This window comes from Thiobacillus sp. (assembly GCA_024235835.1).
Lineage (GTDB): Bacteria > Pseudomonadota > Gammaproteobacteria > Burkholderiales > Thiobacillaceae > PFJX01.
Map to the genome: position 1 here is coordinate 1,038,929 of JACKLQ010000002.1, position 22,749 is coordinate 1,061,677.

The following is a 22,749-nucleotide window of genomic DNA, read 5'->3' on the forward strand; positions in this document are numbered from 1 at the left end:
GTCAGTCTTCCTCGTCCAGCAACTGGCCGCCGATGGCCCAGTCTTCTTCCGGCATGGCTTCGAAGGCGATGTAGGTATAGGAGCGGGGTTTTCCGGTGTGGCGCTCCAGGGAATCGGTGACTTCCTCGGCGATCTTCCGCTTTTGCTCCCGGGTAAGGGAACCGGCCAGCTTGATGGTGACGACGGGCATGTCAGGCCTCCTGCCGGGCCGTCCCAAAGGACGCCGTAGCCCCATCGGGGGGAAGTGAACGAAGCGAACGTGGGGGTTGAGCCATGTCAGATCTCCTGTTGAATGCGTGAAAACACGGCGCGGAACATCTCCGGCGTGAGGCGATTGGTCTGGGTGTTGTAGCGGGAGCAGTGGTAGCTGTCGAACAGCCTATGGCCTGAAGGCAGTGCATGTTCTGCGCCGTGGCCGAAGGCGTAGGCGCTCTGCTTCAGGCCCAGGGCCATGAGCACGGCCTTGTGGGCGATGAGGCCCAGGGCCAGGATGTCGGTGCCTGGAAGCAGGGCCTGCAACTCGGCTTTGAGGTAGCCGTTGCACTGGCGGATCTCGGTGGTCTCCGGCTTGTTCTCCGGGGGCACGCACTTCACCGCGTTGGTGATGCGGCAGCCGATCAATTCCAGGCCGTCGTCGGCGGATTCCGACACGGGCCGGCTGGCATAGCCGAAGGCGTGCAGGGTCTCGTACAGCAGCACGCCGGCATAGTCTCCGGTGAAGGGGCGCCCGGTGCGGTTGGCGCCGTGGAAGCCCGGTGCCAGGCCGACGATCAGCAGCCTGGGATCCGGGTTGCCGAAGGGCGGAACCGGGCGGCAGAAGTAGCCCGGATGGGTGGCGCGGGCCTGGGCCAGGAAACCGGCCAGGCGGGGGCAGGCTTCACAAGCGGTCAGTTCGCTGTTGGCAGTCGGCAGAGGCTTGTTAGTCATGAGTTCTTCTAAATACTTCAAACTGAAGACTGCCGACTGTATTTAGTGCAGCCTGGCCGGCGGGTATTCCTGCACGTCCTCCGGCAATTCCGTGTGTACGTTCTCTCCCTCCGGATTGGGGAAGAGGGGGGCGCCGCAATCGTCGCAGTATTCCAGGGGCATGCGGGTGTCCATGACCTGGATGTCCGTCATGCCGGCGGCACGCAGCACGGCCTCGACCTGGCCGGGTATGTCCGCGCCCTCGTCCTCCTGGCCCAGCAGGGGCCAGGTGACACCGTGCACCACCTGGTCCGCCTCGTGGAGGGTGAAGCCGATGCGCCATTCCTCCAGCCAGCGGTCGAAGTAGGGGGCGACGATGGCACGCAGCCCTGTGGCAGGGACGTTGAACAGGGTCTGCAGGTAGGCCACGGCCGCCTTGAGGGCGAAGGGGCGGTTCTCCTGGTCCGCCCGGCGCCAGGCGGCGAAATAGGCATCCGGCAACAGGAACTCGTAGGTGCAGCCCGCCAGGGCGTGCTGGAGATTGGGGCTGCCCTGTTCCCGCCAGGCGGCCAGGGCGCCATCCCGGGAGCCGTCAGGTTCATTCCAGCGAAACACGGGGCTGTAGGCAGGGACATCCACGGCGGCCAGCAGGTAGCGCACGTCGGAAATGAAGGCCTGGCTCTCGGGCAGGGTTTCGGCCGCCACCTTCAGGTCCTGGCCCCGCTCGGCGGCCTGCCACAGCTCGTCGGCAAAGGCCCGGGTCTGGCTGTAGCCCTGGGGCAGCTGGTCCGGGCTGAACAGGAAGTCGGCGAAATGGACCTTGGCTTCCGCCGCAAGAACGTGGGCACCCAGCTGGGCCTTCAGGGTGGCCAGGATGTCGGCGGGGATGTTGCGGGCGGGGATGGCGTAGCGTGACCAGGCCAGCACCGGCAGGGCGACGAGCAGGCGGGAGGTGCCACCAGTCCGGCGGACTTCGCAGCCTGCTTCGATCAGGTCCGCTAGTTCTTCGTAGGCCCGTGCCTGGCTGGGGCTGGGGGCGTTGGCTTCATGCAGCCGGTCCAGGGCCTGGTTCAGGGCTTCGTCGTCCCCCTGCTTCAGCAGCTTGTCGATGAGGGTGGTGAGCTCGGCCTCCCACCAGGCGTCCTCCAGGCGACTGCCGGAGTCGGCCAGGCCCTGGGCCAGCCAGGTCAGGCGCTCTGCATCCCGGGAAAGGCGATGGCGACCATAAGTGCGTCGGCGCTTCATGGGCGTGCCCTCAATTCGGGTTGCAATGTGACGTGCCGGATGCCGTGGCGTTCGTCCAGGCGATGGCGGGTGGCCCGCAGGATGCGGTCCCAGTCGTCGAAGGAAGCCAGCTCCATGTGGGCGGACAGGGCGATCTGGCCCGAGGACAAGGTCCAGATGTGCAGGTCGTGGACCACCTGCACGCCGGGAATGTCCGCCATGTCGTGGGCCACGGTGTCGATGTTGATATGGGCCGGCACCGCCTCCAGCAGCACGTGGATGCTTTCCCAAAGCAGGCGCCACGCGGACACCAGGATGAGCAAGGCCACCACCATGGAAAGGATGGGGTCTATGGGGGTATAGCCCGTGTACCAGATCACCCCGCCTGCCACCAGGGCGGCCACGGAACCCAGCATGTCCCCCAGCACGTGGAGGAAGGCGGCCCGGGTGTTCAGGTTGTCGCCGCCATGGTGCAGCATCCAGGCAACGATGATATTCACCACCAGGCCGATGGCCGCCACCACCATGACGGCTCCGCCCATCACGGGCTGGGGTTCCTGAAGGCGCTGGATGGCCTCGGAGACGATGTAGGCGATGAGGCCCAGCATGACCAGGCTGTTCACCAGGGCCGCCAGGACTTCCAGGCGCACCAGGCCATAGGTGTGCCGCCGGGAAGGTGGCTTGCGCGCCAGCCATGCAGCCAGGCTGGCGAGGCCCAGGGCCATGCTGTCGGTGAGCATGTGGCCCGCGTCGGAGAACAGGGCCAGGGAGCCGGAGAGGACGCCGGCCACGGCCTCCACCACGGCGAAGCCCAGGGTGAAGAACAGAGCCTTGAACAGGGGTTCGCCGCCCTGGTCGTGGCCGACGTGATGCTGGATGTGGGTGGTGCCCCGGTCGACGGAGAGGGCCATTACTGTTTTCCGCAGGTGTTGGTGGTATCCGAGAGTGCCAGATTCGTGTCGGTCTGGCCTATCCCATCCAGGTGGCGCAGGGCGGCCGCGAAGCGGGGACTTTCGTGCAGGGTAGTGCGCGACGGGGGATGGGGGCGGCCGTGCATGCGCGCCAGGCGGATGAGCGAGACCGGCGGCAGGTTCCATTGGAGCCGTTCCAGCAGTGTGTCCGCCAGGTCTGGCCGGTTGCACACCAGCACCATGTCGCAGCCCGCGTTCAGGGCCGCCAGGGCCCGTTCAGTGATACCTCCGGCCACGCTGGCTCCCTCCATGGTCAGGTCGTCGCTGAAGATCACGCCTTCGAAGCCATACTGTCCCCGCAGGATCTCCTTGAGCCAGCGCCGGGAGAACCCGGCGGGCAGCGGGTCCACCCGGGGGTAGATGACATGGGCGGGCATGATGCCCGCCAGGCCCAGGTCAATGAGCTGGCGGAAGGGCAGGATGTCGGCGAATTCCATGTCCGCCAGACCTCGTTCATCCACGGGCACGGCCAGATGGGAGTCCGCCGCCACGAAGCCGTGGCCGGGGAAGTGCTTGCCCACGGCGCTCATGCCTGCCTCCTGGAGGCCCAGCGCCACGGCGTGGCCCAGTTCGGCCACGGCCTGGGCGTTGCGGTGGAAGGCCCTGCTGCCGATGACGCCGCTGCTGCCGTAGTCCAGGTCCAGCACCGGAGCGAAGCTGAAGTCCACGCCCGCGGCCCGTAGTTCGGCGCCCATGACGTAGCCCGCGTCCCGGGCCAGGCGGCGGGCTCGCTGGGGGTGGCCATCCCATACTTCGCCGATGGCGCCCATGGCGGGTATGGGGGTGAAGCCTTCCCGGAAGCGTTGCACCCGACCGCCTTCGTGGTCCACGCCGATGAGCAGGTGTGGACTGCGAAGCGCGTGGATTTCACGGCACAGGGCGGCCACCTGCTCCGGGCTTTCGTAGTTTCGCTTGAACAGGATGACGCCTCCCACCATGGGGTGCAGCAACCTGTCCCGTTCCTCCTGGGTCAGGGCCAGGCCTGCCACGTCGGCCATCACAGGCCCCAGTGGGAGGTGGTGGCTGAAGGGCTGGTTATTGGACTGGGGGCGGTGCGGATGGTCGGGGGCGTAGGTCATGATCGCTCCAGTACGACGAAGGCCACGGCGTATTCCCTTTCGTCGCTCAGGCTGAGGTGGGCCGCGGAGACGCCCTGGCTTGCCAGCCAGGCCGACAGCCCCGGGTTCCATGCCAGGCCCGGCCGGCCGAGGGCGTCGTGGGTTACGTGGACGGCGCCGAAGTGCACGGGGGATCGCATGCCCGTGCCCGCGGCCTTGGCGAAGGCCTCCTTGGCGGCGAAGCGCTTGGCCAGGAAGATGTTCTTGTCCGTGGCCCCGGCATACTCCTCCAGTTCCTCGGGGGCCAGGATGCGCTCCGCCAGCCTGCCACCGAAGCGGGCATGGAGCTCATCCATGCGCCTGATGGAAACGATGTCCGTGCCGATGCCGTGGATCATGCCGCCGCCGCCTGTCGTTGTCGTGCCAGCCCATCCAGGCCGTAATGGGTGAAGGCCAGGCCCATGTAGACCGGCGCCATCAGGTTGAGCACGGGCACGAACACCAGCAGTCCCAACAGGATGCTCATCAAATAGAGGGGGCCGGCGTCACCCTTGCGCAGGGCCTTCAGTTCCTCCCGGTCGGCGTGCTCGGCCAGGGCGTCGTACATGAACATGCGCTGGTTCAGCCAGGCGTTGAGCAGTATCGACACCAGGGCGCCGAAGGGGGCAAACAGCCACAACGGAAGAAGCACCAGCCAGGCCAGGACATAGACGGCCGTGGCGGCCAGGCCGTTGAACACGCTGCCCGTCACGGTGCCGCCCTGGTGGCGCTGCAGGGCCGGGTAATGCCTGGTTTCCACGTGCTTGACGATGATGGGCATGAGGGCCAGGGAGGTGATGAGGAGGGCAGTGACATACACCGCGGGCAGCCATAGCAGGACGATGAGAAAAAGAGCGGCGTAGGCCAGCAGCCAATCGGCACCGGCCCACTCCATCCAGCCCTGGATGGGGGTGGTGGCCAGGAATTCCAGGATTTCCAGCTTCCAGCCCGCGCCGAACCAGAAGGCCAGCAGCCCCCATGCCAGCAAGGCAAGGCCCATGGGCCACAGCACGAGGGAAAGCATGCGCGGCGAGAGGATGTCCTTGGCGGCCCGGGTTAGGGCCATGAGCACTGTGTCCATGATTTGCAGCGATTATATCGGCCCCTGGAGGCCGGGGCGCCGGGTTCCTCAGGTGTCAGGGCTGGGCCAGGGCGGCCTGGAGGTCCTCGAGCTTCAGGGGCTTGGTGAGGAAGTTGTCCATTCCAGCCTCCATGCAGCGTGCCCGGTAGCTCTCCAGGGCATGGGCCGTGAGGGCGATGATGGGGGTCTTCACGCCCCTGGCGCGCAGGGCCTGGGTGGCCTGGAAGCCATCCAAGACCGGCATTTCCAGATCCATTAGGATCACGTCGTACGGACCTTCGGAGGCTTCCATGTCCAGGGCCTGCTGGCCGTTCTCGGCGATGTCGGTGTCCAGGCCCAGCTTGCCCAGCAGGGCCGCCGCCACTTTCTGGTTGACGGGGTTGTCTTCCACCAGCAGGACCCTTGCCCCGGGAGCTTTTCCCTGGCGCGGGGCTTCGGTGGTGATGCCCGCCGCTTGCTCCGGGGGAGCGGCCTGGAGACGCAGGGTGAAGTGGAAGGTGCTGCCCTGGTTCACCGTGCTTTCCAGCCAGATGCGCCCTCCCATGAGTTCCACCAGCTTGCGCACGATGGCCAGGCCCAGGCCTGTCCCGCCGTACTTGCGGGTATGGGACGCGTCCGCCTGGACGAAGGAGTCGAAGACCTGGGCCTGCTTCTCCGGCGGAATGCCGATGCCCGTGTCGGCGACCGCGAGTTGTATGGTCAAGTCGTCAGGGTACCCACCAGTCTGGGCGGCAGTAATGGTGATGCGACCCTGCTCCGTGAACTTGATGGCGTTGCCCACCAGGTTGAGCAGCACCTGGCGCACCCGCAGCGGGTCGCCGAGCATTTCCAACGGGATGTCCGGCGCGATGCGGGTTTCCAGGGCGACCCCCTTTTCCGTTGCCCGGTGAGCGAGGGCACGGACGCATTCGCCTATTACATGGGAAAGGCTGAAGGGGATGGCCTGGATATCCATGCGGCCCGCCTCGATCTTGGACAGGTCAAGGATGTCGTTGAGGATGGCCAGCAGACCCTTGGCGGACGTCAGGGCAACGTCCACGCAATCCTGCTGTTCCGCATCCAGGCCAGAATCCTGAAGGATCTGCAGCATGCCCAGCACCCCGTTCATGGGGGTGCGGATCTCGTGGCTCATGGTCGACAGGAATTCCGACTTGGCCCGGTTGGCGGACTCGGCTGCCTGCTTGGCTTCCAGCAGGGCGGCCTCCGCCCGCCGCCGTTCCTCGACCTCTGCTCGCAGGCGGGTGTTCAGGCGCTGGAACTGCAGCAGTATGCCGCCAGTGATCCCAAGGGCCAGCAGGGCGCCGATCAGGCTCAGGTGCAGCCAGGTATGGTCCGGCTTGGCGTCGGGATCGTAGATGAAGCCCGTGAGATCGAGACTGGCGGGCATCCTGCCCTGGCCGGCATAGACCTCGGCCACGTGGCGCCACCGACCGGGACTCATGTAGCCGGGCTCAACGATGTCTGGGCGCGTCAATTCCTTGAGCCTGGCGGCCTCGAACAGCAGGTGGTCACGGCTTTTCCCCTGGCTGTTGTATCGGGCCAGGATGATGTCGGCGATCTCCTCGGGATGGGTCAGGGCGTATTCCCAGCCCTTGAGGGTGGCCAGGCGGAAAGCCTTCACCAGCTTGGGCTTGTTCTTCAGGGTGGACTCGTTGGTGAAGAGTACGTTGCCGAAAAGGTCGATGCCCGCCGACCTGGGAGACAGCAGCACGTAGTCATTGATATGGTCCTGGGCCAGGTAGAGCTCGTTGCTGATGTAGACAGAAACCGCTTCCGCGTTGCCCTCCCTCAGGTTCTGCAGGCCCATGTGCTTTTCCAGGCGGGTGTAGGCCGTGGGCGGCAGGCCCTGGGACTGGAGATAGGCCTGCAATTCGTCCGCCGTGTCGAAACTGATGGCCAGGCGCTTGCCCGCCAGGTCGTGGACGCTGTCGATGCCCGCCTGCCTCCAGGCCAGCAGGCCCACGGCGGAATGCTGCATGAGAGCGGCCAGGGCCACCACCGGCTGGCCCTGGGCCCGATTCACCACCAGGGAGGAGCCTGCAATGCCGAAGGGGATGCGGCCGTCGGCGACGGGGGAAACAGGGTCGATGCTGGGGCCGCCCTCGATCAACTGGACGTCCAGTCCCGCTTCCCGGTAATAGCCCATTTCCAGGGCCGCGATGGGTGCGGCGAATTCGAACTGGAATTTCCAGTTGAGCTGGATGGCTGCCTTTTCCAGGCCCGGTGCGTCGGCGCTCCAGGTGCTGCATCCCCAGAACAGGGACGACAGGACGACGAACCAGCGCAGCCATGGCAGGAAGGTGGCCCCAGGGTGCATCAGAAGCTCAACAGTATCAGGGCCTGGGGGACGCGTTCATTCCAGCCCCGGACGCCGAACTTGTTGTCCCAGTATTGGTATTCCAGGCCCATGTAGAGCCTGTCCGGCCGGCCGAACATGTCCCCCACATCCACGCGCACCTGGGGCTGGGCCAGCGTTTGCCGTACACAAGTGCCGTGGGCGCCGATGATGTCGGCAAAACCTTCGAAGCTCATGCGCAGACGGCCCAGGCTGAATGGCAGCTTCCAGGCAGGCGTGACCTGGTAGGTCTCGGCGTTGCAGGTGGTGGCGGCCCCATTGAAGCGGCCCCGGTCGATGTAGCCCAGCACGTCCACGTTGAAAAACGCGAAGCCCGGCAGGTCCAGGTCGAAGGTCAGGCCCGGCAGGATCACCCGGGGGTTGGAACCGTCGGTGTTGTCACCGTAGTTCACGCCCAGGGTCAGGTTCACATCCTTCAACAGGCCGGAATGGAAGTCATGGCCCGTCAGGCTGGACAGGCTGAAGGTGCCGTAAAGCTCGCCGTAGATGCCCTCGTCACGGCCTGCCTGCCTGCCCAGCTTGGTGTAATCCACAAAGGCGAAGACACGCCCCCAGTCGTAGCCCCGGGCATGATTGAGGGTGACGATATGCATGTCGGTATCCGCCGGTTCGTAGCCGGAACCGTGCAGGTACTGGATGTCCGTGGCGCTCCAGTCGGCTGCCTGGCAGGGGGCTGCCAGCAGGGCCTGAAGGCAGCCTAGGCCGGCCAGCAGGCGCAGACCGGTTTTCAGTCGGGGCGGTACCATGGGGCTTGTTCCATGTGAATGAACACAGTGAGCTGGAACCGTAGATTGACCCGCAAGGGGAATGAGTAAAGGAATTTTGGTGCCCGGGGCCGGACTCGAACCGGCACGCCTTGCGGCGGTGGATTTTGAATCCACTGCGTCTACCGATTCCGCCACCCGGGCAAACGCAGCTCGACATTATCGCGGATTACGCCAAAACCGGGCAACATCGCCTGCCATGAAGACCAGTGAATTCGATTTCTTCCTGCCGGACGAACTGATTGCCCGCTACCCATTGGCCGTGCGCACGGCCAGCCGCTTGCTGCACGTGGACGGCAAGTCCGGTGCCTTCGAGGATAGACTTTTTGCGGACCTGCCGGGCTTGTTCCGCCCGGGCGACCTGCTGGTGTTCAACGACACCCGGGTGATCAAGGCCCGGCTCCACGGCGAGAAGGCCACGGGGGGCAAGGTGGAGGCATTGGTGGAGCGCGTGCTGTCCGAACACGAGGCCCTGCTGTTCATCCGCGCCAGCAAGTCTCCCAAGCCCGGTTCCACGGTGCGTTTCGCCGGCATCCTGGAGGCCCGGGTTCTGGACCGCCAGGATGATCTCTTCCATCTTTCCTTCGACCCTGCCCACACGGTGCTGGAATGGCTGGAGCGCGTCGGCGAAGTGCCCTTGCCGCCCTACATGGAGCGCGCCGCCGAGGCCTCCGACGACGACCGCTACCAGACCGTCTATGCCCGGGACCCGGGGGCCGTGGCGGCCCCCACCGCCGGCCTGCACTTCGATGAGGCCATGCTCGAGGGGCTGGCCAGGGCGGGGGTGGCGACAGCCTTCGTTACCCTGCACGTGGGCGCAGGTACGTTCCAGCCCGTGCGGGTGGAGGCGGTGGCGGACCACCGGATGCATACGGAGCGTTATGTGATCCCGGCGGATACGGTGGCGGCGGTCAAGACAGCCCAGACCAGCGGAGGGCGCGTCTGCGCCGTGGGTACCACCTCCCTGCGGGCCCTGGAATCCGCTGCCCAGGCCGGTGAGCTTCTCGCCGGGGAGGGGGAGACGGACATCTTCATCACGCCGGGCTACCGTTTCCGGGTGGTGGAACGACTGGTCACCAACTTCCACCTGCCCAGGTCCACCCTGCTCATGCTGGTGTCCGCCTTTGGCGGCACGGATCTGCTGCGCCGGGCCTATGCCCATGCGGTGGCTTCCCGTTATCGCTTCTTCAGCTACGGTGACGCCATGCTCATCGAGCGTGACCGGTAGTACAAAGTAATGGTGAAAATAATCAAACGCTTATAAATGGCTTCAGGTAGAATGCGCGCCAGTTGTGCAACGCAGTGGTTGGCTTTTCGGCGGGTTTGCGGGTTACATCGCGACCTGGCCGATACTCAATAAGCCCTCGGGACTGTCTTCACAGCCCCATCGTCCCCGACCTCTCCTGATCCTGTTGTTCCGGTATCGCGATATTCGGTTGGCGCCGATGTTTCGCGAGTGCCGCGGCGGTTAGCCTTATATCTATCCCCAGCGAGCCTCATTTTTGTGCCCATGAAAACGTAGGGCCGCCCCAAGTTTTCTCGTCCCCCTCGGGGGGCGGAATCCGCGTAGCGGATGCCTGGGGGCCCTTTGTCGATGGGCGCTGGCTAGGCATACCCGTGCGTTTACGCGCCGGCTTGCCTGAAGGAAAGGTATTGCATGTCTTTTGCTGAACTGGGGTTGAATCCCCTCGTACTCTCTTGTCTCACCGCCACCGGCTATGAGAACCCCACCCAGGTCCAGAGTGAGGCCATCCCCGCCGCCATCGCCGGCCACGACCTGCTGGTTTCCAGCCACACCGGAAGCGGCAAGACCGCCGCCTTCCTGCTGCCCAGCCTGCACAAGCTGGCCGAGCCTTCCACCCTGCCTGGCAACGGTCCCCGTCTGCTGGTGCTTTGCCCCACCCGTGAACTGGCCCTGCAGGTGCAGAAGCAGGCCATGATCTACGGCAAGGGTCTCAAGCGCCTGCGCACCGTCTGCCTGGTGGGCGGCGCACCCTTCGGTCCCCAGTTCCAGGCCCTGAAGGCCAACCCGGAGGTGATGATCGCCACTCCCGGCCGCCTCATCGACCACCTGGAGCGGGGCCGCATCGATTTCTCCCGCCTGGAGGTGCTGGTGCTGGACGAGGCCGACCGCATGCTGGACATGGGCTTCGTGGAGGACATCGAGAACATCGTGTCCCGCACCCCGGAAACCCGCCAGACCCTGCTGTTCTCCGCCACCCTGGACGGCAACGTGGGCCGCATCGCCCGGGAGATGACCCGCACTCCCCAGCGCATCGAAGTGGCTACCCAGCCGGAGCACAAGGCCAACATCGACCAGCGACTGCTGTTCGTGGACGACCTGAGCCACAAGCATCGCCTGCTGGATCACCTGCTGCGCGATGCCGATCTGACCCAGGCGGTGATCTTCACCTCCACCAAGCGCAGCGCCGAGGAACTCTCCGAGGACCTGCTGGAAAAAGGTTTCTCCGCCTCCGCCCTCCACGGCGACATGCCCCAGCACAAGCGCAACCGTACGCTGCAGCGCTTGCGGGACGGCCAGACCCGGGTCCTGGTGGCCACCGATGTGGCCGCCCGGGGCATCGACGTGGCCGGCATCAGCCACGTCATCAACTTCGACGCCCCCCGCCAGGCCGAGGACTATGTCCACCGCATCGGCCGTACCGGTCGTGCCGGCCGTGCCGGCATGGCCTTCACCATGGTGAACGGCCGGGAACGGGGCCTGGTGCGTGACATCGAGCGCTTCACCGGCGAGAAGGTGCGGATCGACGTGATCCCGGGCCTGGAGCCCAGGGCCCGCATCGACCACGAGCCCCGCCGCAAATCCAGCTCCGACTGGAAGGCCAAGCCCCGTGGCGAATGGCAGGGCAAGCCCCGCGCCGGCCAGCCCTCCTTTGGGCGCAAGCCCGAGGGCTCCGGTTATGGTGGTGGTTATGGCAATGGTGGCGGCTGGAGGGGTGAATCCCGTCCCGCCCGTGACGGCAACCGGGATGCTGCCCGCGATGGAAATCGTGACAGCGGCAGCTGGGGCCGGAACGAGCGCGGCTTCGCCAACAGCTGGAGCAAGCCCGAAGGTCAGCGTGCCGATCGTCCCCGGGGCGAAGTGAATGGCAATACCTTGGGCAAGCCGGAACGGGCCCGTCCCGACGTCGACGGCAACACCTGGGCCAAGCCCGAGCGTCCCCGCACCGAGGCTGCCGCCAGCACCTGGAGCAAGACCGACAAGCCGGCCTGGAAGAAGGGCAACAGCTGGGGCGAGCGTAGCCACAGCGGCCCCAAGCGGACCAACAAGGACTGGTGATCTTATTGGCTCGCGCCGGTGTCCGCGATGACTCGCAGGGCCGGCGCGGTGCCATCCTTGGCCTGACCCGGGTAGATGGTCAGGTGGGGATAGGGGATTTCCACGCCATGGGCGTCGAAGGCGTGTTTTAGACGGCGCAGGAACTCCCGGCGCACGCCCCATTGCTCCAGGGGCTTCACCTTGAAGCGGCAGCGGATGACCACGGCGGAATCCGCCCACTGGTCCACCCCGGCCATCTCCATGTCTTCCAGGATTTCATCCGCGCAGTTCGGATCGGTGCGCATCTCCGCGCCTACCTGTTCCATGAGGGCCATGACCTGGTCGATGTCCTCCCGGTACGCCACGCCCACGTCGATGACCGCATAGGAGTACTCCCGGCTCATGTTGGTGATGGTGGTGATGTTGCCGTTTGGAATGTAGTGCACCTGGCCTTCGTAGTTGCGCAGCTTGATGTAGCGCAGTGTGACCTCTTCCACCAGGCCGGACTTGTCCGCCACCTGGATCACATCCCCCTGGCGTACCTGGTTCTCCAGCAGCATGAAGAAACCGTTGAAGTAGTCCTTGATGAGGCTCTGGGCGCCGAAGCCCACGGCGATGCCCACCACGCCGGCGGTGGCCAGGATGGGGCCGATGGAGATGCCAAGTTCGGAGAGTACCACCATGCCTGCCACCAGGATGATGAGCACCGACGTGGTGTAGCGGAACACCCGGCCCAGGGTTTCTATCCGCTTGACCTCCTCCGTGTCGTTGCCCGCCCGTTCGGACATGTATTCCCGCAGCAGGCGGATGCCGCGCTTGGAAAGGCGCAGCAGCACCCAGGCCAGCACCAGGATGACGGCTATGCGCAGGCCGGTCTGGTAGATCTGCATCAGGACGGTGAGGCGTTCGCCTCCCAGGTGTGCCAGGAAGGTATCCAGCATGGGGCTCTCCGGTGAATTAACGAACAATGCGATTGAATATAGCGGAGAGGGGTTCGCGAGGATGGTTCCTCAATCCGGTTCGCAATGCCATGAGGCCGGGGCGTCCTGCACGGCCGGAACACTGCCCGCGGCGGCTTCCAGCACGAAGGCCACGGGTTCGGGCGGGTAATGGATGGGACAGGGTTCTGTCTTGCAGGGGAGCAGGGATTCCACGCCGAGCATCCGGCCCTGGGGCGTGATCCAGGCCAGGTCCAGTGCAAAGGCCATGCCTTTCATCCAGAAGCCGTAAATGCCGGGTTCGGGAAACACGAACCACATGGCCCGGCCGGGGGCGATGCCGGTCCGGCCGGCCAGGCCCTGTTCCCGTTCCTGCTCCGTGTGGGCCACCTCCACCCGCCAGGCCTGGTGGCCGATGCGCACTTCCCGGGCCTGCTGGGGCGGGCATGGTGGCGCGGCCAAGGCCAGTTCCGGGCCTGTCGCCAGTAGAATGACGCCCCACACGAACCCGGCCATCGCTTTTTTCATTCATCCCCCATGCGCTTCACCGTCACCCATACCGAAGGACACGCCCGCCGCGGCGTGCTGGAAACCGCCCACGGCACCGTGCAGACGCCGGTGTTCATGCCCGTGGGCACCGTGGGCACGGTAAAGGGCGTCACGCCCCACGAGCTCATCGACCTGGGGGCCCAGATCGTCCTGGGCAACACCTTCCATCTCTGGCTGCGGCCCGGCCTGGACGTGATCACCGCCCACGGCGGCCTGCATGGCTTCATGAACTGGCATGGCCCCATCCTCACCGATTCGGGGGGGTTCCAGGTGTGGAGTCTGACCCATCTGCGCAAGATCACGGAACAGGGAGTGAAGTTCGCCTCCCCCCTGGATGGGCAGCGGTTGATGCTCTCGCCGGAGAAGAGCATGCAGATCCAGAAAGTCCTCAACTCGGACATCGTCATGATCTTCGACGAGTGCACCCCCTATCCGGCGGACTGGGACACGGCCGGGCAATCCATGGAACTGTCCCTGCGCTGGGCGGCCCGCTCCAAGGCTGCCCACGAGGGCAACCCCAACGCCCTGTTCGCCATCGTCCAGGGGGGCATGTACGAGGATCTGCGGGAGCGCTCCCTGGAAAAGCTGGTGGAGATCGGCTTCGACGGCTATGCCCTGGGCGGCCTGTCCGTGGGGGAGCCCAAGGAGGACATGGAACGCATCCTCAACCACATGGGCCACCGCCTGCCCGCCGACAGGCCCCGCTACCTCATGGGGGTCGGTACGCCGGAGGACATCGTCTTCGCCGTGTCCCGGGGCATCGACATGTTCGATTGCGTCATGCCCACCCGCAACGCCCGCCACGGCCTGCTGTTCACCTGGCGGGGCGACCTGCGCATCAAGAACGCCCGTTTCAAGGCGGACACCGGCCCCATCGACCCGGAATGCGGTTGCTATACCTGCCAGCACTACAGCCGGGGCTACCTGCACCATCTACAGCGCTCTGGCGAGATGCTGGGGGCGCGGCTGAACTCCATTCACAACCTGCGTTTCTACCAGGACTTCACCGCCCGGCTGCGGGAAGCCCTGGAAAGAGGCGGATACCAGGCCTGGGCCCGGGAATTCCTGGAAAAACGCCGCCTGGGCCCCGCATAAGATCCGGTAACACGGGCCAGTGTAGAATGCGCCGTTCTTTCAACCCGATGTCTTGACAACCATGCTGATTTCTCCCGCCTACGCCGCCGACCCCGCCCAGCCGGACCCGATCATGAGCTTTCTGCCCCTGGTCATCCTCTTCGTGCTGTTCTATTTCCTCATCATCCGTCCCCAGATGAAACGGGCGAAGGACACCAAGAAGATGCAGGAAGCCATCCAGAAAGGAGATGAGGTGGTCACCATGGGCGGCCAACTGGGCAAGGTAGTGAAGATCACCGACCAGTACATCACCCTGGACATCGGCGGCGGCACCGAGAGCATCTTCCAGCGCGCCACCGTCCAGGCCGTATTGCCCAAGGGCACCATCAAGGACTTGTGAAAAGTGAAAGGTGACTTGCCGCCGCGCGGCTCAAGTGAAAGGTGCCTACCTTCCGCCCGCATCACATTTCACGCTTCACGTTTCACATTTCACGGCCCCAACTCATGAACCGCTACCCCCTCTGGAAATACGTCATCGTCGGCGTGGCCCTGGTCATCGCTTTCCTGTACACCCTGCCCAACTTCTTCGGCGAGGTGCCTGCGGTGCAGGTGACGCCGGTGCGCACCACGGAGAAGGTGGACGTGGCCCTCATGCAGCGGGTGGAGGCCACCCTGGGCGCAGCGGGCATCAAACCCCTGGGGGTGGCCATGGACCCCCGCGGCATCAAGGCCCGTTTCCCCGACACGGACACCCAGCTGAAGGCCAAGGACGCGCTCCAGAACGGCCTGGGCCAGGGCTACACCGTGGCCCTGAACCTGCTGGCGGCGTCTCCCGAATGGCTGACCTCCATCGGCGCCCTGCCCATGTACCTGGGCCTGGACCTGCGGGGCGGCGTGCACTTCCTGCTCCAGGTGGACATGCCCAAGGCCCTGGAGAAGACGGCGGAACGTTACCAGGGTGACATTCGCACCGTGCTCAGGGAGAAGAAGGCGCGCTATGTGGGCATCGGCCGGGAAGGGGCGGAGATCTACGTGAAGTTCCGCGATGCGGCCCAGCGTGACGAGGCCCGCAAGGCCATCGAGGGGGCCTATCCGGAACTGGTGCTGGCGGATGGCCAGAGCGGCGAGGAGTACAGCATCAACGCCACCCTGTCCAAGCCGGCCCAGGCCAAGACCCAGGAATTCGCCCTGCAGCAGAACCTCACCACCCTGCGCAACCGGGTGAACGAGCTGGGCGTGGCGGAACCCGTCATCCAGCAGCAGGGCATCGACCGGGTGGTGGTGCAGCTGCCCGGCGTGCAGGACACGGCCAAGGCCAAGGAGATCCTGGGCCGCACCGCCACCCTGGAGATCCGCCTGGTGGACGAGGATCGCATGCAGGACCCGGCCATGGTGCAGTCCGCCGCCTCGGGCCAGGTCCCCTTCGGCACGGAACTCTATTACGAGCGGGATGGCCGTCCCCTGCTGGTGAAGCGCCAGGTGGAACTCACGGGCGAGTACATCACCGACGCCCAGCCCGGCTTTGACAACCAGACCAGCCAGGCCGCCGTGCATGTGAACCTGGACGGCCGGGGCGCCCGCATCTTCAAGAACGTCACCCGGGAGAACGTGGGCAAGCGCATGGCCATCCTGCTCATCGAGAAGGGCAAGACCGAGGTGGTCACCGCCCCGGTGATCCGGGAGGAGATCGGCGGCGGACGGGTGCAGATCACGGGCATGGACTCCCCCCAGGAGGCCTCCGACGTGTCCCTGCTGCTCAGGGCCGGCGCCCTGGCGGCCCCCATGGAGATCGTGGAAGAGCGCACCGTGGGTCCCAGCCTGGGCAAGGAGAACATCGAGAAGGGCTTCAATTCCACCCTGGTGGGCTTCGCCCTCATCGCCGCCTTCATGGCGTTCTACTACCGGGGTTTCGGCCTGGTCTCCATCCTGGCCCTGGCCACCAACATGTTCCTGCTGGTGGCCCTGCTGTCCATGCTCCAGGCCACCCTGACCCTGCCGGGTATCGCCGGTATCGCCCTCACCCTGGGCATGGCCATCGACGCCAACGTCATCATCGCCGAGCGCATCCGCGAGGAACTGCGCAACGGCATGTCGCCCCAGGCGGCGATCCACGCGGGCTACGACCGGGCCTGGGACACCATCCTGGACTCCAACATCACCACCCTCATCGCCGGCATCGCCCTGTTCTGGCTGGGCTCCGGCCCCGTGCGGGGCTTCGCGGTGGTGCTCTGCCTGGGCATCCTCACTTCCATGTTCAGCGCGGTGGTGGTCTCCCGAGGCATGGTCAACCTCACCTATGGCCGGGCCAAGCGCCTGACCAAGGTTTCCATTTGAGGATTGCGGCATGATCGAACTGTTCCATCTCAAGCGCGACATCCCCTTCATGCGGTGGGCGCGCAGCACCATCTTTTTTTCAGTGGCCTTCATCCTCGCCGCCATCGGCCTTCTGGCCACCAAGGGTCTGAACCTGGGGGTGGACTTCACCGGCGGCACCGTCATGGAAGTGGGCTATGCCCAGGCAGCCAACCTGCCGGCGGTACGTGCGCTGCTGACCCAGAACGGCCATGGCGATGCCCAGGTGCAAACCTTCGGCACCTCCACCGATGTGCTCATCCGCTTGCCGGTAAAGGCTGGCACCACCTCCGCCCAGTTGTCGGAAAAGGTGCTGGTAGTGCTCAAGCAAGGGGATGCCAACGTGGAGTTGCGGCGGGTGGAGTTCGTGGGGCCCCAGGTGGGCAAGGAATTGCTCGAGGACGGCTCCCTGGCCCTGCTGGTGGTGTCCATTGGCATCGTCCTGTACCTGGCCCTGCGCTTCGAATGGCGCATGGCCGTGGGCGCCATCTTCGCCACCGCCCATGACATCTTCATCGTCCTGGGGGTGTGGTCCCTGTTCCAGTGGGAGTTCTCCCTCACGGTGCTGGCGGCGGTACTGGCCATCCTGGGCTACTCGGTGAACGACACCGTGGTGGTGTTCGACCGCATCCGGGAAAACTTCAAGAAGACCCGCATGACCGACGTGGCGGCCATCATGGACAACGCCAAGACCGCCACCCTGTCCCGCACCATCATCACCAGCGGCACCACCCTGTTGATGGTACTGGCCATGCTGTTGCTGGGGGGCGAGGTACTGTACGGCTTCGCCCTGTGCCTGGCCATCGGCATTATCGTCGGCACCTACTCCTCCGTCCTGGTGGCCAGCCCCATCACCATGTGGCTGGGCGTGTCCCGGGAAGACTTCATCAAACCGGTGAAGCCCGAGTCGGGGGCCATGGTCTGATGGTTGGCGAGTAGCGAGTAGCGAGTAGCGAGTAGCGAGGAGGGGGCGTACTGCCCGATTGGACAATATCAAAGGAGTAAGTATGCGAGCCGCGTTTCTGATCGTCCTGGGTGCCCTGGGCTTCAGCACCGCCACACCCGCGGCCACCGTGCTGGTGGACAAGACCATCGCCGGTTTCGCCTCGCCGGAAAGCGTGGTGGTGGCAGGGAATGATGTCTTCGTCTCCAACCTGGGCGTCAAGCTGGAGCCCATGGAGAAGGATGGCGACGGCTTCATCTCCAGGCTGGATCGCCAGGGCAACATCAAGGCCTTGCGCTGGGCGGACAAGCTCAACGGGCCCAAGGGGCTTCTGGCCATGGATGGCGTGGTCTACGTGGCCGACATCGACCGGGTGCTGGGCTTCCGGGTTTCCGACGGCAAGCGGGTGTTCGACCTGGACATGGGGGCCACGGGGGCCCGCTTCCTCAACGCCCTGGCCCGCTTCGACAATCGCCACATCCTGGTGTCCTCCACGGACCTGGGCAAGGTGTTCGTCATCGACCTGGGCAGGCGCGCCTTCAGCGAGATGGCCTTCGACACGCCTCCCAAGGGCCCCAATGGCCTGAAGAAAGCCGGCAACCGCCTGGTTGTGGTGGAGTGGGGGACGGATGGACAGGCCAACGGTTCGGTGAAGACCTACCGCCTGGACGGCCTTTCCGCCAGGATGGACAAGGAGTTCAAGCCGGAGCCCGCCGGCCTTTTCGACGGCGTGGTGGACATGGGCGCCCACCGCTGGCTGGTGTCCAACTGGGTCAGGTTCGAGCCTGCCGGCCTGCTGCAGCTGGTGGACACCCGCACGGGCCAGATCAGCGTGGCCAGCGGTATGACCCCCATCGCCGGTCCCGCCGACATGTTCCTGGACGACCAGGGCAAGCTATGGGTGCCGGGCATGATGGAAGGCAAGGTCTACCGCATGACTTTGCGCCGCTGATACGGGCGCCTTTCTTGCCATGGAATTGCTGGGCCAGTTGATCGACATCGTCCTGCACCTGGACAAGCACCTGGTGCTGTTGGTGCAGGAGTATGGGGTGTGGGTGTACGGCATCCTGTTCGCCATCGTCTTCATGGAGACCGGGTTCGTGGTGACGCCCTTCCTCCCGGGGGACTCCCTGCTGTTCGTTGCGGGGGCCGTGGCGGCGGCGGGGGGCATGGACCCGTTACTGGTATCAGGCACCCTCATCGTCGCGGCCCTGTGCGGCGACAACGTGAATTACTGGGTGGGCCGTTTCCTGGGGCCCAGGATGTTCAAGTTCGAGGGCAGCCGTTTCCTCAAGCGGGAGAACCTGGACCGTACCCATGCCTTCATGGAGCGCCATGGCCCCAAGGCCATCATCATCGCCCGCTTCGTGCCCGTGGTGCGCACCTTCGTGCCTTTCGTCTGCGGCATCGGCCGGCTGACCTATGCCCGCTTCCTGGGGTTTTCCGTCCTCGGTGCCCTGCTCTGGGTCGGGTTGCTGGTGCCTGCGGGCTACTTCTTCGGCAACCTGCCCATCGTCAAGAACAACCTGACGGCGGTCATCATGCTGATCATCGTGTTCTCCGTAATGCCGGGCATCCTGGAATTCCTGCGTCACCGGCGTTCCAAAACCGCATGATGACGTCCCGCCCGGGTGTTAGTTTTTGTCTATCGGGCTCATAGCAAAAATATATTTCACAAAGAGAGCGCCTCCTCCAAGAATGGAAAGACCCCAGTGGGGTGACCGACTATCCGCACAAGAGGAGTTCAACATGCAACTGAAAGGTTCCAAGACCGAGCAGCATCTGAAGGATGCCTTCGCCGGCGAATCCCAGGCCAACCGTCGCTACCTGTATTTCGCATCCAAGGCTGACGTGGAAGGCTACAACGACGTGGCTGCCCTCTTCCGCTCCACTGCAGAAGGCGAAACCGGCCATGCCCACGGCCACCTGGAGTACCTGGAGCAGTGTGGCGACCCCGCCACCGGCCTGCCTTTCGGCCCCACCGCCGACAACCTGAAGACCGCCGTGGCCGGCGAGACCCACGAGTACACCGATATGTACCCGGGTATGGCCAAGGACGCCCGGGAGGAAGGTTTCGACGAGATCGCCGACTGGTTTGAAACCCTGGCCAAGGCCGAGCGTTCCCACGCCAACCGCTATCAGAAGGCCCTGAACGAACTGGGCTCCTGATCGCAGTCTCCTCCCCGGAAGGGGAGGGTTGGGGAGAGGGTCGGCGCCGTCCATCCTCTCCCCAGCCCCACAGGAGTCTTGGCAGTACTTTTCCCCCCGTTACACCTTGAGGATCAGCCATGGCCGCCCCCATTCGTGAAGGCAACCTGGAAGCCCCCACGCGACATCCGCTGGATTGGCAGAACCCCGACTTCTACGACGAGGCATCCCTGTTCAAGGAAATGGAACGGGTGTTCGACATCTGCCACGGCTGCCGCCGTTGCGTGTCCCTGTGCCAGTCCTTCCCCACCCTGTTCGACCTGGTGGACGAGTCCGAATCCATGGAAGTGGATGGCGTGAAGAAGGAGGACTACTGGAAGGTGGTGGAACACTGCTACCTGTGCGACCTGTGCTACATGACCAAGTGTCCCTACGTGCCGCCCCACGAATGGAACCTGGACTTCCCCCACCTCATGCTGCGGGCCAAGGCCTGGCACTTCAAGAACCGTGACACCAGGCTGCGGGACAAGGTGCTCACCAGTACGGACTTGGTGGGCAGCTTCGCCGGCATCCCGGTGGTGGCCCAGGTGGTCAACGCGGTGAACAAGGTCGGCCCGGCGCGGAAGGCCCTGGAGGCGGTGGCCGAGATCTCTGCCGACGCCTGGCTGCCCGAGTTCTCCTGCAAGCCGCTGCGCTCCCGCCTGAAGAAACTGCCTGCCGGCACCCCCGGTGAGCCCGCCGGCGAGACCCGAGGCAAGATCGCCCTGTTCGCCACCTGCTACATGAACCGCAACGAGCCCGGCCCCGGCGAGGATCTGGCGGCGGTGTTCGAGCACAACGGCATCCCCGTCACCCTGGCCGAGAAGGAGCGCTGCTGCGGCATGCCCAAGCTGGAACTGGGTGACCTGGAATCCGTGAAGGCCGCTAAGGAGGTCAACATCCCGGTACTGGCCAGGATGGTGGATGAGGGTTGGGATTTGACGGCGCTGATCCCCTCCTGCGTACTCATGTTCAAGCAGGAACTGCCCCTCATGTTCCCCCACGACCCGGACGTGCGGAAGGTGAAGAACGCCTTCTACGACCCCTTCGAGTACCTCATGCTGCGCCACAAGGCTGGCAAGTTGAAGACTGATTTCCAGCTGCAACTGGGCAAGGTGGCCTACCACGCGGCCTGCCACCAGCGGGTGCAGAACATCGGCCCCAAGACCAGGGAGGCCCTGGCCCTGGTGCCCGGCACGGAGATCGAGTTCATCGAGCGCTGCTCCGGCCACGACGGCACCTACGCGGTGAAGAAGGAGTTCCACCAGTTCGCCATGAAGATCGTCAAACCCGTGGTGAACCGGGTAAATCAGGCCAGGCCGGACCACTATGGCAGCGATTGCGCCATGGCCGGGCACCATATCGCCCATGCCCGGGCGGACGGCAGCGCGCCCGAGCACCCCATCACCCTGATCCGCAAGGCCTACGGAATTAAATGAGCGTCATTCCCGCGTAGGCGGGAATCCAGGTTTTTTCTGGGTTCCCGCCTGGGCGGGGAAGGCAGACAGGAGCCCACCATGCATAAACTCACCCACGAAAACCTGTACAGCCTGGAGCAATATGCCCGTGCCCGGCCCGAGTTCCGCGCCAAGGTCATCGCCCACAAGAAGAACCGGCGCGTGGCCCTGGGGAGCCACGCCGCGCTGTACTTCGAGGACGCCCTCACCATGCAATACCAGGTCCAGGAGATGCTGCGCCTGGAACGTATCTTCGAGCCGGAACTCATCCAGGATGAACTGGACGTCTATAACCCCCTAATCCCGGACGGCAGCAACTGGAAGGCCACCTTCATGGTGGAATACCCGGACGAGCAGGAGCGTCGTGACGCCCTGGCACGCTTGATCGGCATCGAGGACACGGTCTGGGTCAAGGTGGCGGGGTTCGACAAGATCCACCCCATTTCCAACGAGGACCTGGACCGCAGCGCCCCGGACAAGACCGCCTCCATCCATTTCATGCGCTTCGAGCTTACCCCGGAGATGTGCGCGGCCGTCAGGGCGGGGGCGTCCATCTCTGCCGGCATCGACCACCCAAAAATGGCCGTATCGGTGGACGTTGCCCCAGGCGTGCGGGATGCCCTGGCCGCGGATCTGGTCTGAGCCTGTCAGCCGGATTCGGCCAGTGGCGTTAACATGGCGGTCTGAAACGGAAACACCTGCCACGGAAACCCTCATGCGCATCATCGTCGTCTTCCTGCTCGGCCTGCTGGCCGCCCCCGCATCAGCTGATCGTGAAGCCACCGTATGGGGAGACAGTTATGGCCTGGGCAGCTTCGAACACGATTTCGACGAGAACGCCAAGTCCTGGAAAGAGATCCAGGCCCAGTTGCCGCCTTACCCCAAGGCAGGGAACCTGGTGGAGTTCACGGTAAGCGCCACCACCAGCAACCGCTTTTACATCGACTACAACTCCATCAACGTGGGCGAGGACGGCGTGGTGCGCTACAGCGTGCTGATCCGCAGTCCCGCCGGCGCGGAAACGGTGAATTTCGAGGGCATGCGTTGCGAGACCGGCGAACGCAAGCTCTACGCCTTCGGGCGCTCCACGGGAGAGTGGTCCCGCAACCGCTACGCCAAGTGGGAGCTCATTCCCGCCCGCCAGGCCGCCAGCCACCAGCGGGAACTGTTCTTTCATTACCTTTGCACCGTGGATACCGCCGGTGACCTGAAGAAGATCCGCTATGCCGTGAAGCATGGCGGCGTAAGGCGGGGCGAGTGATCCGGTCCTACCCACAGGGGGGATGGTCTTTTCCCCGCCTGCGCGGCTAGACTCCGCTCCGCTTCTGGTGTCCATCGCGAGATGGGTGAAACGGGAAACAGGTGCGGTCCCGGGGCTCAGGCCCCGCCAAGTCCTGTGCTGCCCCCGCAACGGTAAGCGCTTCACGGCATTCCTCACGCCACTGTCCCCGGACGGGAAGGCGGAATGCCAGGGTATTGAACCCAAGGCGCGAGCCCGGAGACCGGCCTGAAGCAGGTGCGGGCCGCGGGAGGCGGATTCGGCGACATCGGTGCAACGACCCGTCCGGTC

Annotated in this window: 23 protein-coding genes, 1 tRNA gene and 1 riboswitch; of the genes, 12 read left to right on the top strand and 12 right to left on the bottom strand. The window is 65.0% G+C overall.

Annotated features, from left to right (window positions below):
* Position 1 precedes the first annotated feature (1 nt).
* From H6935_13215 to H6935_13260, 10 genes are all read right to left on the bottom strand, one after another.
* Entirely contained in the window at positions 2 to 190 is a 189-nt protein-coding gene (locus H6935_13215) for a 4-oxalocrotonate tautomerase family protein (GenBank protein ID MCP5279299.1), read from the bottom strand.
* 86 nt (positions 191 to 276) lie between these two features.
* The gene (locus H6935_13220) at positions 277 to 927 is read right to left on the bottom strand and encodes a uracil-DNA glycosylase (protein ID MCP5279300.1); all 651 of its coding nucleotides are present in this window, start codon (positions 925 to 927) and stop codon (positions 277 to 279) included.
* A gap of 42 nt (positions 928 to 969) precedes the next feature.
* The gene (locus H6935_13225) at positions 970 to 2,151 is read right to left on the bottom strand and encodes a DUF2863 family protein (GenBank protein MCP5279301.1); all 1,182 of its coding nucleotides are present in this window, start codon (positions 2,149 to 2,151) and stop codon (positions 970 to 972) included.
* On the bottom strand, positions 2,148 to 3,041 hold the full coding sequence (locus H6935_13230; GenBank protein ID MCP5279302.1) for a cation transporter: 894 nt from the start codon (positions 3,039 to 3,041) through the stop codon (positions 2,148 to 2,150). The genes H6935_13225 and H6935_13230 overlap by 4 nt, the downstream gene beginning before the upstream one ends.
* Positions 3,041 to 4,180, bottom strand: coding sequence for a beta-N-acetylhexosaminidase (gene nagZ / locus H6935_13235; GenBank protein MCP5279303.1), 1,140 nt, complete (start codon positions 4,178 to 4,180; stop codon positions 3,041 to 3,043). Before nagZ ends, H6935_13230 begins: the two co-directional genes overlap by 1 nt.
* Positions 4,177 to 4,557, bottom strand: a complete 381-nt coding sequence (locus tag H6935_13240; GenBank protein ID MCP5279304.1) for a holo-ACP synthase — start codon at positions 4,555 to 4,557, stop codon at positions 4,177 to 4,179. The genes nagZ and H6935_13240 overlap by 4 nt, the downstream gene beginning before the upstream one ends.
* Positions 4,554 to 5,279 (bottom strand): EI24 domain-containing protein, encoded by a 726-nt coding sequence (locus H6935_13245; protein MCP5279305.1) that lies wholly within the window; start codon positions 5,277 to 5,279, stop codon positions 4,554 to 4,556. Before H6935_13245 ends, H6935_13240 begins: the two co-directional genes overlap by 4 nt.
* Positions 5,280 to 5,334: 55 nt before the next feature.
* On the bottom strand, positions 5,335 to 7,596 hold the full coding sequence (locus H6935_13250) for an ABC transporter substrate-binding protein (protein MCP5279306.1): 2,262 nt from the start codon (positions 7,594 to 7,596) through the stop codon (positions 5,335 to 5,337).
* A complete protein-coding gene (locus H6935_13255; protein ID MCP5279307.1) occupies positions 7,596 to 8,381 on the bottom strand; it encodes a hypothetical protein in 786 nt (261 codons plus the stop codon). The genes H6935_13250 and H6935_13255 overlap by 1 nt, the downstream gene beginning before the upstream one ends.
* A gap of 77 nt (positions 8,382 to 8,458) precedes the next feature.
* Positions 8,459 to 8,543 (bottom strand) — tRNA-Leu (locus H6935_13260).
* Between the two features lie 55 nt (positions 8,544 to 8,598).
* Here H6935_13260 and queA point away from each other — a divergent pair.
* Positions 8,599 to 9,627 (top strand): tRNA preQ1(34) S-adenosylmethionine ribosyltransferase-isomerase QueA, encoded by a 1,029-nt coding sequence (gene queA, locus H6935_13265; GenBank protein MCP5279308.1) that lies wholly within the window; start codon positions 8,599 to 8,601, stop codon positions 9,625 to 9,627.
* A gap of 429 nt (positions 9,628 to 10,056) precedes the next feature.
* A complete protein-coding gene (locus tag H6935_13270) occupies positions 10,057 to 11,700 on the top strand; it encodes a DEAD/DEAH box helicase (GenBank protein ID MCP5279309.1) in 1,644 nt (547 codons plus the stop codon).
* 2 nt (positions 11,701 to 11,702) lie between these two features.
* Here the strand turns inward: H6935_13270 and H6935_13275 are convergent, their stop codons facing one another.
* Complete coding sequence (locus H6935_13275; GenBank protein ID MCP5279310.1) at positions 11,703 to 12,620, bottom strand: mechanosensitive ion channel family protein; 918 nt, start codon at positions 12,618 to 12,620, stop codon at positions 11,703 to 11,705.
* Positions 12,621 to 12,689: 69 nt separating this feature from the next.
* Complete coding sequence (locus H6935_13280) at positions 12,690 to 13,133, bottom strand: DUF192 domain-containing protein (GenBank protein MCP5279311.1); 444 nt, start codon at positions 13,131 to 13,133, stop codon at positions 12,690 to 12,692.
* Between the two features lie 21 nt (positions 13,134 to 13,154).
* Between H6935_13280 and tgt the strand changes: the two genes are divergently transcribed.
* The 10 genes from tgt (at position 13,155) to H6935_13330 (ending at position 22,440) form a co-directional block, all read left to right on the top strand.
* Positions 13,155 to 14,261, top strand: a complete 1,107-nt coding sequence (tgt, locus tag H6935_13285; GenBank protein MCP5279312.1) for a tRNA guanosine(34) transglycosylase Tgt — start codon at positions 13,155 to 13,157, stop codon at positions 14,259 to 14,261.
* Between the two features lie 61 nt (positions 14,262 to 14,322).
* A complete protein-coding gene (yajC, locus tag H6935_13290; protein MCP5279313.1) occupies positions 14,323 to 14,640 on the top strand; it encodes a preprotein translocase subunit YajC in 318 nt (105 codons plus the stop codon).
* Between the two features lie 104 nt (positions 14,641 to 14,744).
* Complete coding sequence (secD, locus tag H6935_13295; GenBank protein ID MCP5279314.1) at positions 14,745 to 16,574, top strand: protein translocase subunit SecD; 1,830 nt, start codon at positions 14,745 to 14,747, stop codon at positions 16,572 to 16,574.
* 13 nt (positions 16,575 to 16,587) lie between these two features.
* Positions 16,588 to 17,517 carry a protein translocase subunit SecF gene (gene secF, locus H6935_13300; protein ID MCP5279315.1) on the top strand — a complete coding sequence of 310 codons (930 nt, stop codon included), beginning with the start codon at positions 16,588 to 16,590 and terminating at the stop codon, positions 17,515 to 17,517.
* Positions 17,518 to 17,599: 82 nt separating this feature from the next.
* Positions 17,600 to 18,487 carry a hypothetical protein gene (locus tag H6935_13305; protein MCP5279316.1) on the top strand — a complete coding sequence of 296 codons (888 nt, stop codon included), beginning with the start codon at positions 17,600 to 17,602 and terminating at the stop codon, positions 18,485 to 18,487.
* 19 nt (positions 18,488 to 18,506) lie between these two features.
* Positions 18,507 to 19,151: a DedA family protein gene (locus tag H6935_13310; GenBank protein MCP5279317.1), complete on the top strand. Its 645-nt coding sequence runs from the start codon at positions 18,507 to 18,509 to the stop codon at positions 19,149 to 19,151.
* Positions 19,152 to 19,284: 133 nt separating this feature from the next.
* Complete coding sequence (locus H6935_13315; protein MCP5279318.1) at positions 19,285 to 19,704, top strand: rubrerythrin; 420 nt, start codon at positions 19,285 to 19,287, stop codon at positions 19,702 to 19,704.
* A gap of 119 nt (positions 19,705 to 19,823) precedes the next feature.
* On the top strand, positions 19,824 to 21,161 hold the full coding sequence (locus H6935_13320; GenBank protein ID MCP5279319.1) for a Fe-S oxidoreductase: 1,338 nt from the start codon (positions 19,824 to 19,826) through the stop codon (positions 21,159 to 21,161).
* A 78-nt stretch (positions 21,162 to 21,239) separates the two neighbouring features.
* On the top strand, positions 21,240 to 21,821 hold the full coding sequence (locus tag H6935_13325) for a DUF3501 family protein (GenBank protein MCP5279320.1): 582 nt from the start codon (positions 21,240 to 21,242) through the stop codon (positions 21,819 to 21,821).
* 73 nt (positions 21,822 to 21,894) lie between these two features.
* Positions 21,895 to 22,440 (top strand): CNP1-like family protein, encoded by a 546-nt coding sequence (locus tag H6935_13330; GenBank protein MCP5279321.1) that lies wholly within the window; start codon positions 21,895 to 21,897, stop codon positions 22,438 to 22,440.
* 48 nt (positions 22,441 to 22,488) lie between these two features.
* Positions 22,489 to 22,705: riboswitch (cobalamin riboswitch) on the top strand.
* The last annotated feature ends 44 nt before the right edge of the window (positions 22,706 to 22,749 follow it).

Bases quoted from the DNA above. Each gene is read 5' to 3' on its own strand.
- H6935_13220 (MCP5279300.1), bottom strand. From the start codon at position 927: ATGACTAACAAGCCTCTGCCGACTGCCAACAGCGAACTGACCGCTTGT.
- H6935_13330 (MCP5279321.1), top strand. From the start codon at position 21,895: ATGCGCATCATCGTCGTCTTCCTGCTCGGCCTGCTGGCCGCCCCCGCA.
- H6935_13320 (MCP5279319.1), top strand. From the start codon at position 19,824: ATGGCCGCCCCCATTCGTGAAGGCAACCTGGAAGCCCCCACGCGACAT.
- H6935_13315 (MCP5279318.1), top strand. From the start codon at position 19,285: ATGCAACTGAAAGGTTCCAAGACCGAGCAGCATCTGAAGGATGCCTTC.
- H6935_13245 (MCP5279305.1), bottom strand. From the start codon at position 5,279: ATGGACACAGTGCTCATGGCCCTAACCCGGGCCGCCAAGGACATCCTC.
- H6935_13250 (MCP5279306.1), bottom strand. From the start codon at position 7,596: ATGCACCCTGGGGCCACCTTCCTGCCATGGCTGCGCTGGTTCGTCGTC.
- tgt (MCP5279312.1), top strand. From the start codon at position 13,155: ATGCGCTTCACCGTCACCCATACCGAAGGACACGCCCGCCGCGGCGTG.
- queA (MCP5279308.1), top strand. From the start codon at position 8,599: ATGAAGACCAGTGAATTCGATTTCTTCCTGCCGGACGAACTGATTGCC.
- H6935_13230 (MCP5279302.1), bottom strand. From the start codon at position 3,041: ATGGCCCTCTCCGTCGACCGGGGCACCACCCACATCCAGCATCACGTC.
- H6935_13310 (MCP5279317.1), top strand. From the start codon at position 18,507: ATGGAATTGCTGGGCCAGTTGATCGACATCGTCCTGCACCTGGACAAG.
- H6935_13225 (MCP5279301.1), bottom strand. From the start codon at position 2,151: ATGAAGCGCCGACGCACTTATGGTCGCCATCGCCTTTCCCGGGATGCA.
- H6935_13240 (MCP5279304.1), bottom strand. From the start codon at position 4,557: ATGATCCACGGCATCGGCACGGACATCGTTTCCATCAGGCGCATGGAT.
- secD (MCP5279314.1), top strand. From the start codon at position 14,745: ATGAACCGCTACCCCCTCTGGAAATACGTCATCGTCGGCGTGGCCCTG.
- H6935_13215 (MCP5279299.1), bottom strand. From the start codon at position 190: ATGCCCGTCGTCACCATCAAGCTGGCCGGTTCCCTTACCCGGGAGCAA.
- H6935_13270 (MCP5279309.1), top strand. From the start codon at position 10,057: ATGTCTTTTGCTGAACTGGGGTTGAATCCCCTCGTACTCTCTTGTCTC.
- H6935_13280 (MCP5279311.1), bottom strand. From the start codon at position 13,133: ATGGCCGGGTTCGTGTGGGGCGTCATTCTACTGGCGACAGGCCCGGAA.
- yajC (MCP5279313.1), top strand. From the start codon at position 14,323: ATGCTGATTTCTCCCGCCTACGCCGCCGACCCCGCCCAGCCGGACCCG.
- H6935_13325 (MCP5279320.1), top strand. From the start codon at position 21,240: ATGCATAAACTCACCCACGAAAACCTGTACAGCCTGGAGCAATATGCC.
- H6935_13305 (MCP5279316.1), top strand. From the start codon at position 17,600: ATGCGAGCCGCGTTTCTGATCGTCCTGGGTGCCCTGGGCTTCAGCACC.
- H6935_13275 (MCP5279310.1), bottom strand. From the start codon at position 12,620: ATGCTGGATACCTTCCTGGCACACCTGGGAGGCGAACGCCTCACCGTC.
- H6935_13255 (MCP5279307.1), bottom strand. From the start codon at position 8,381: ATGGTACCGCCCCGACTGAAAACCGGTCTGCGCCTGCTGGCCGGCCTA.
- nagZ (MCP5279303.1), bottom strand. From the start codon at position 4,180: ATGACCTACGCCCCCGACCATCCGCACCGCCCCCAGTCCAATAACCAG.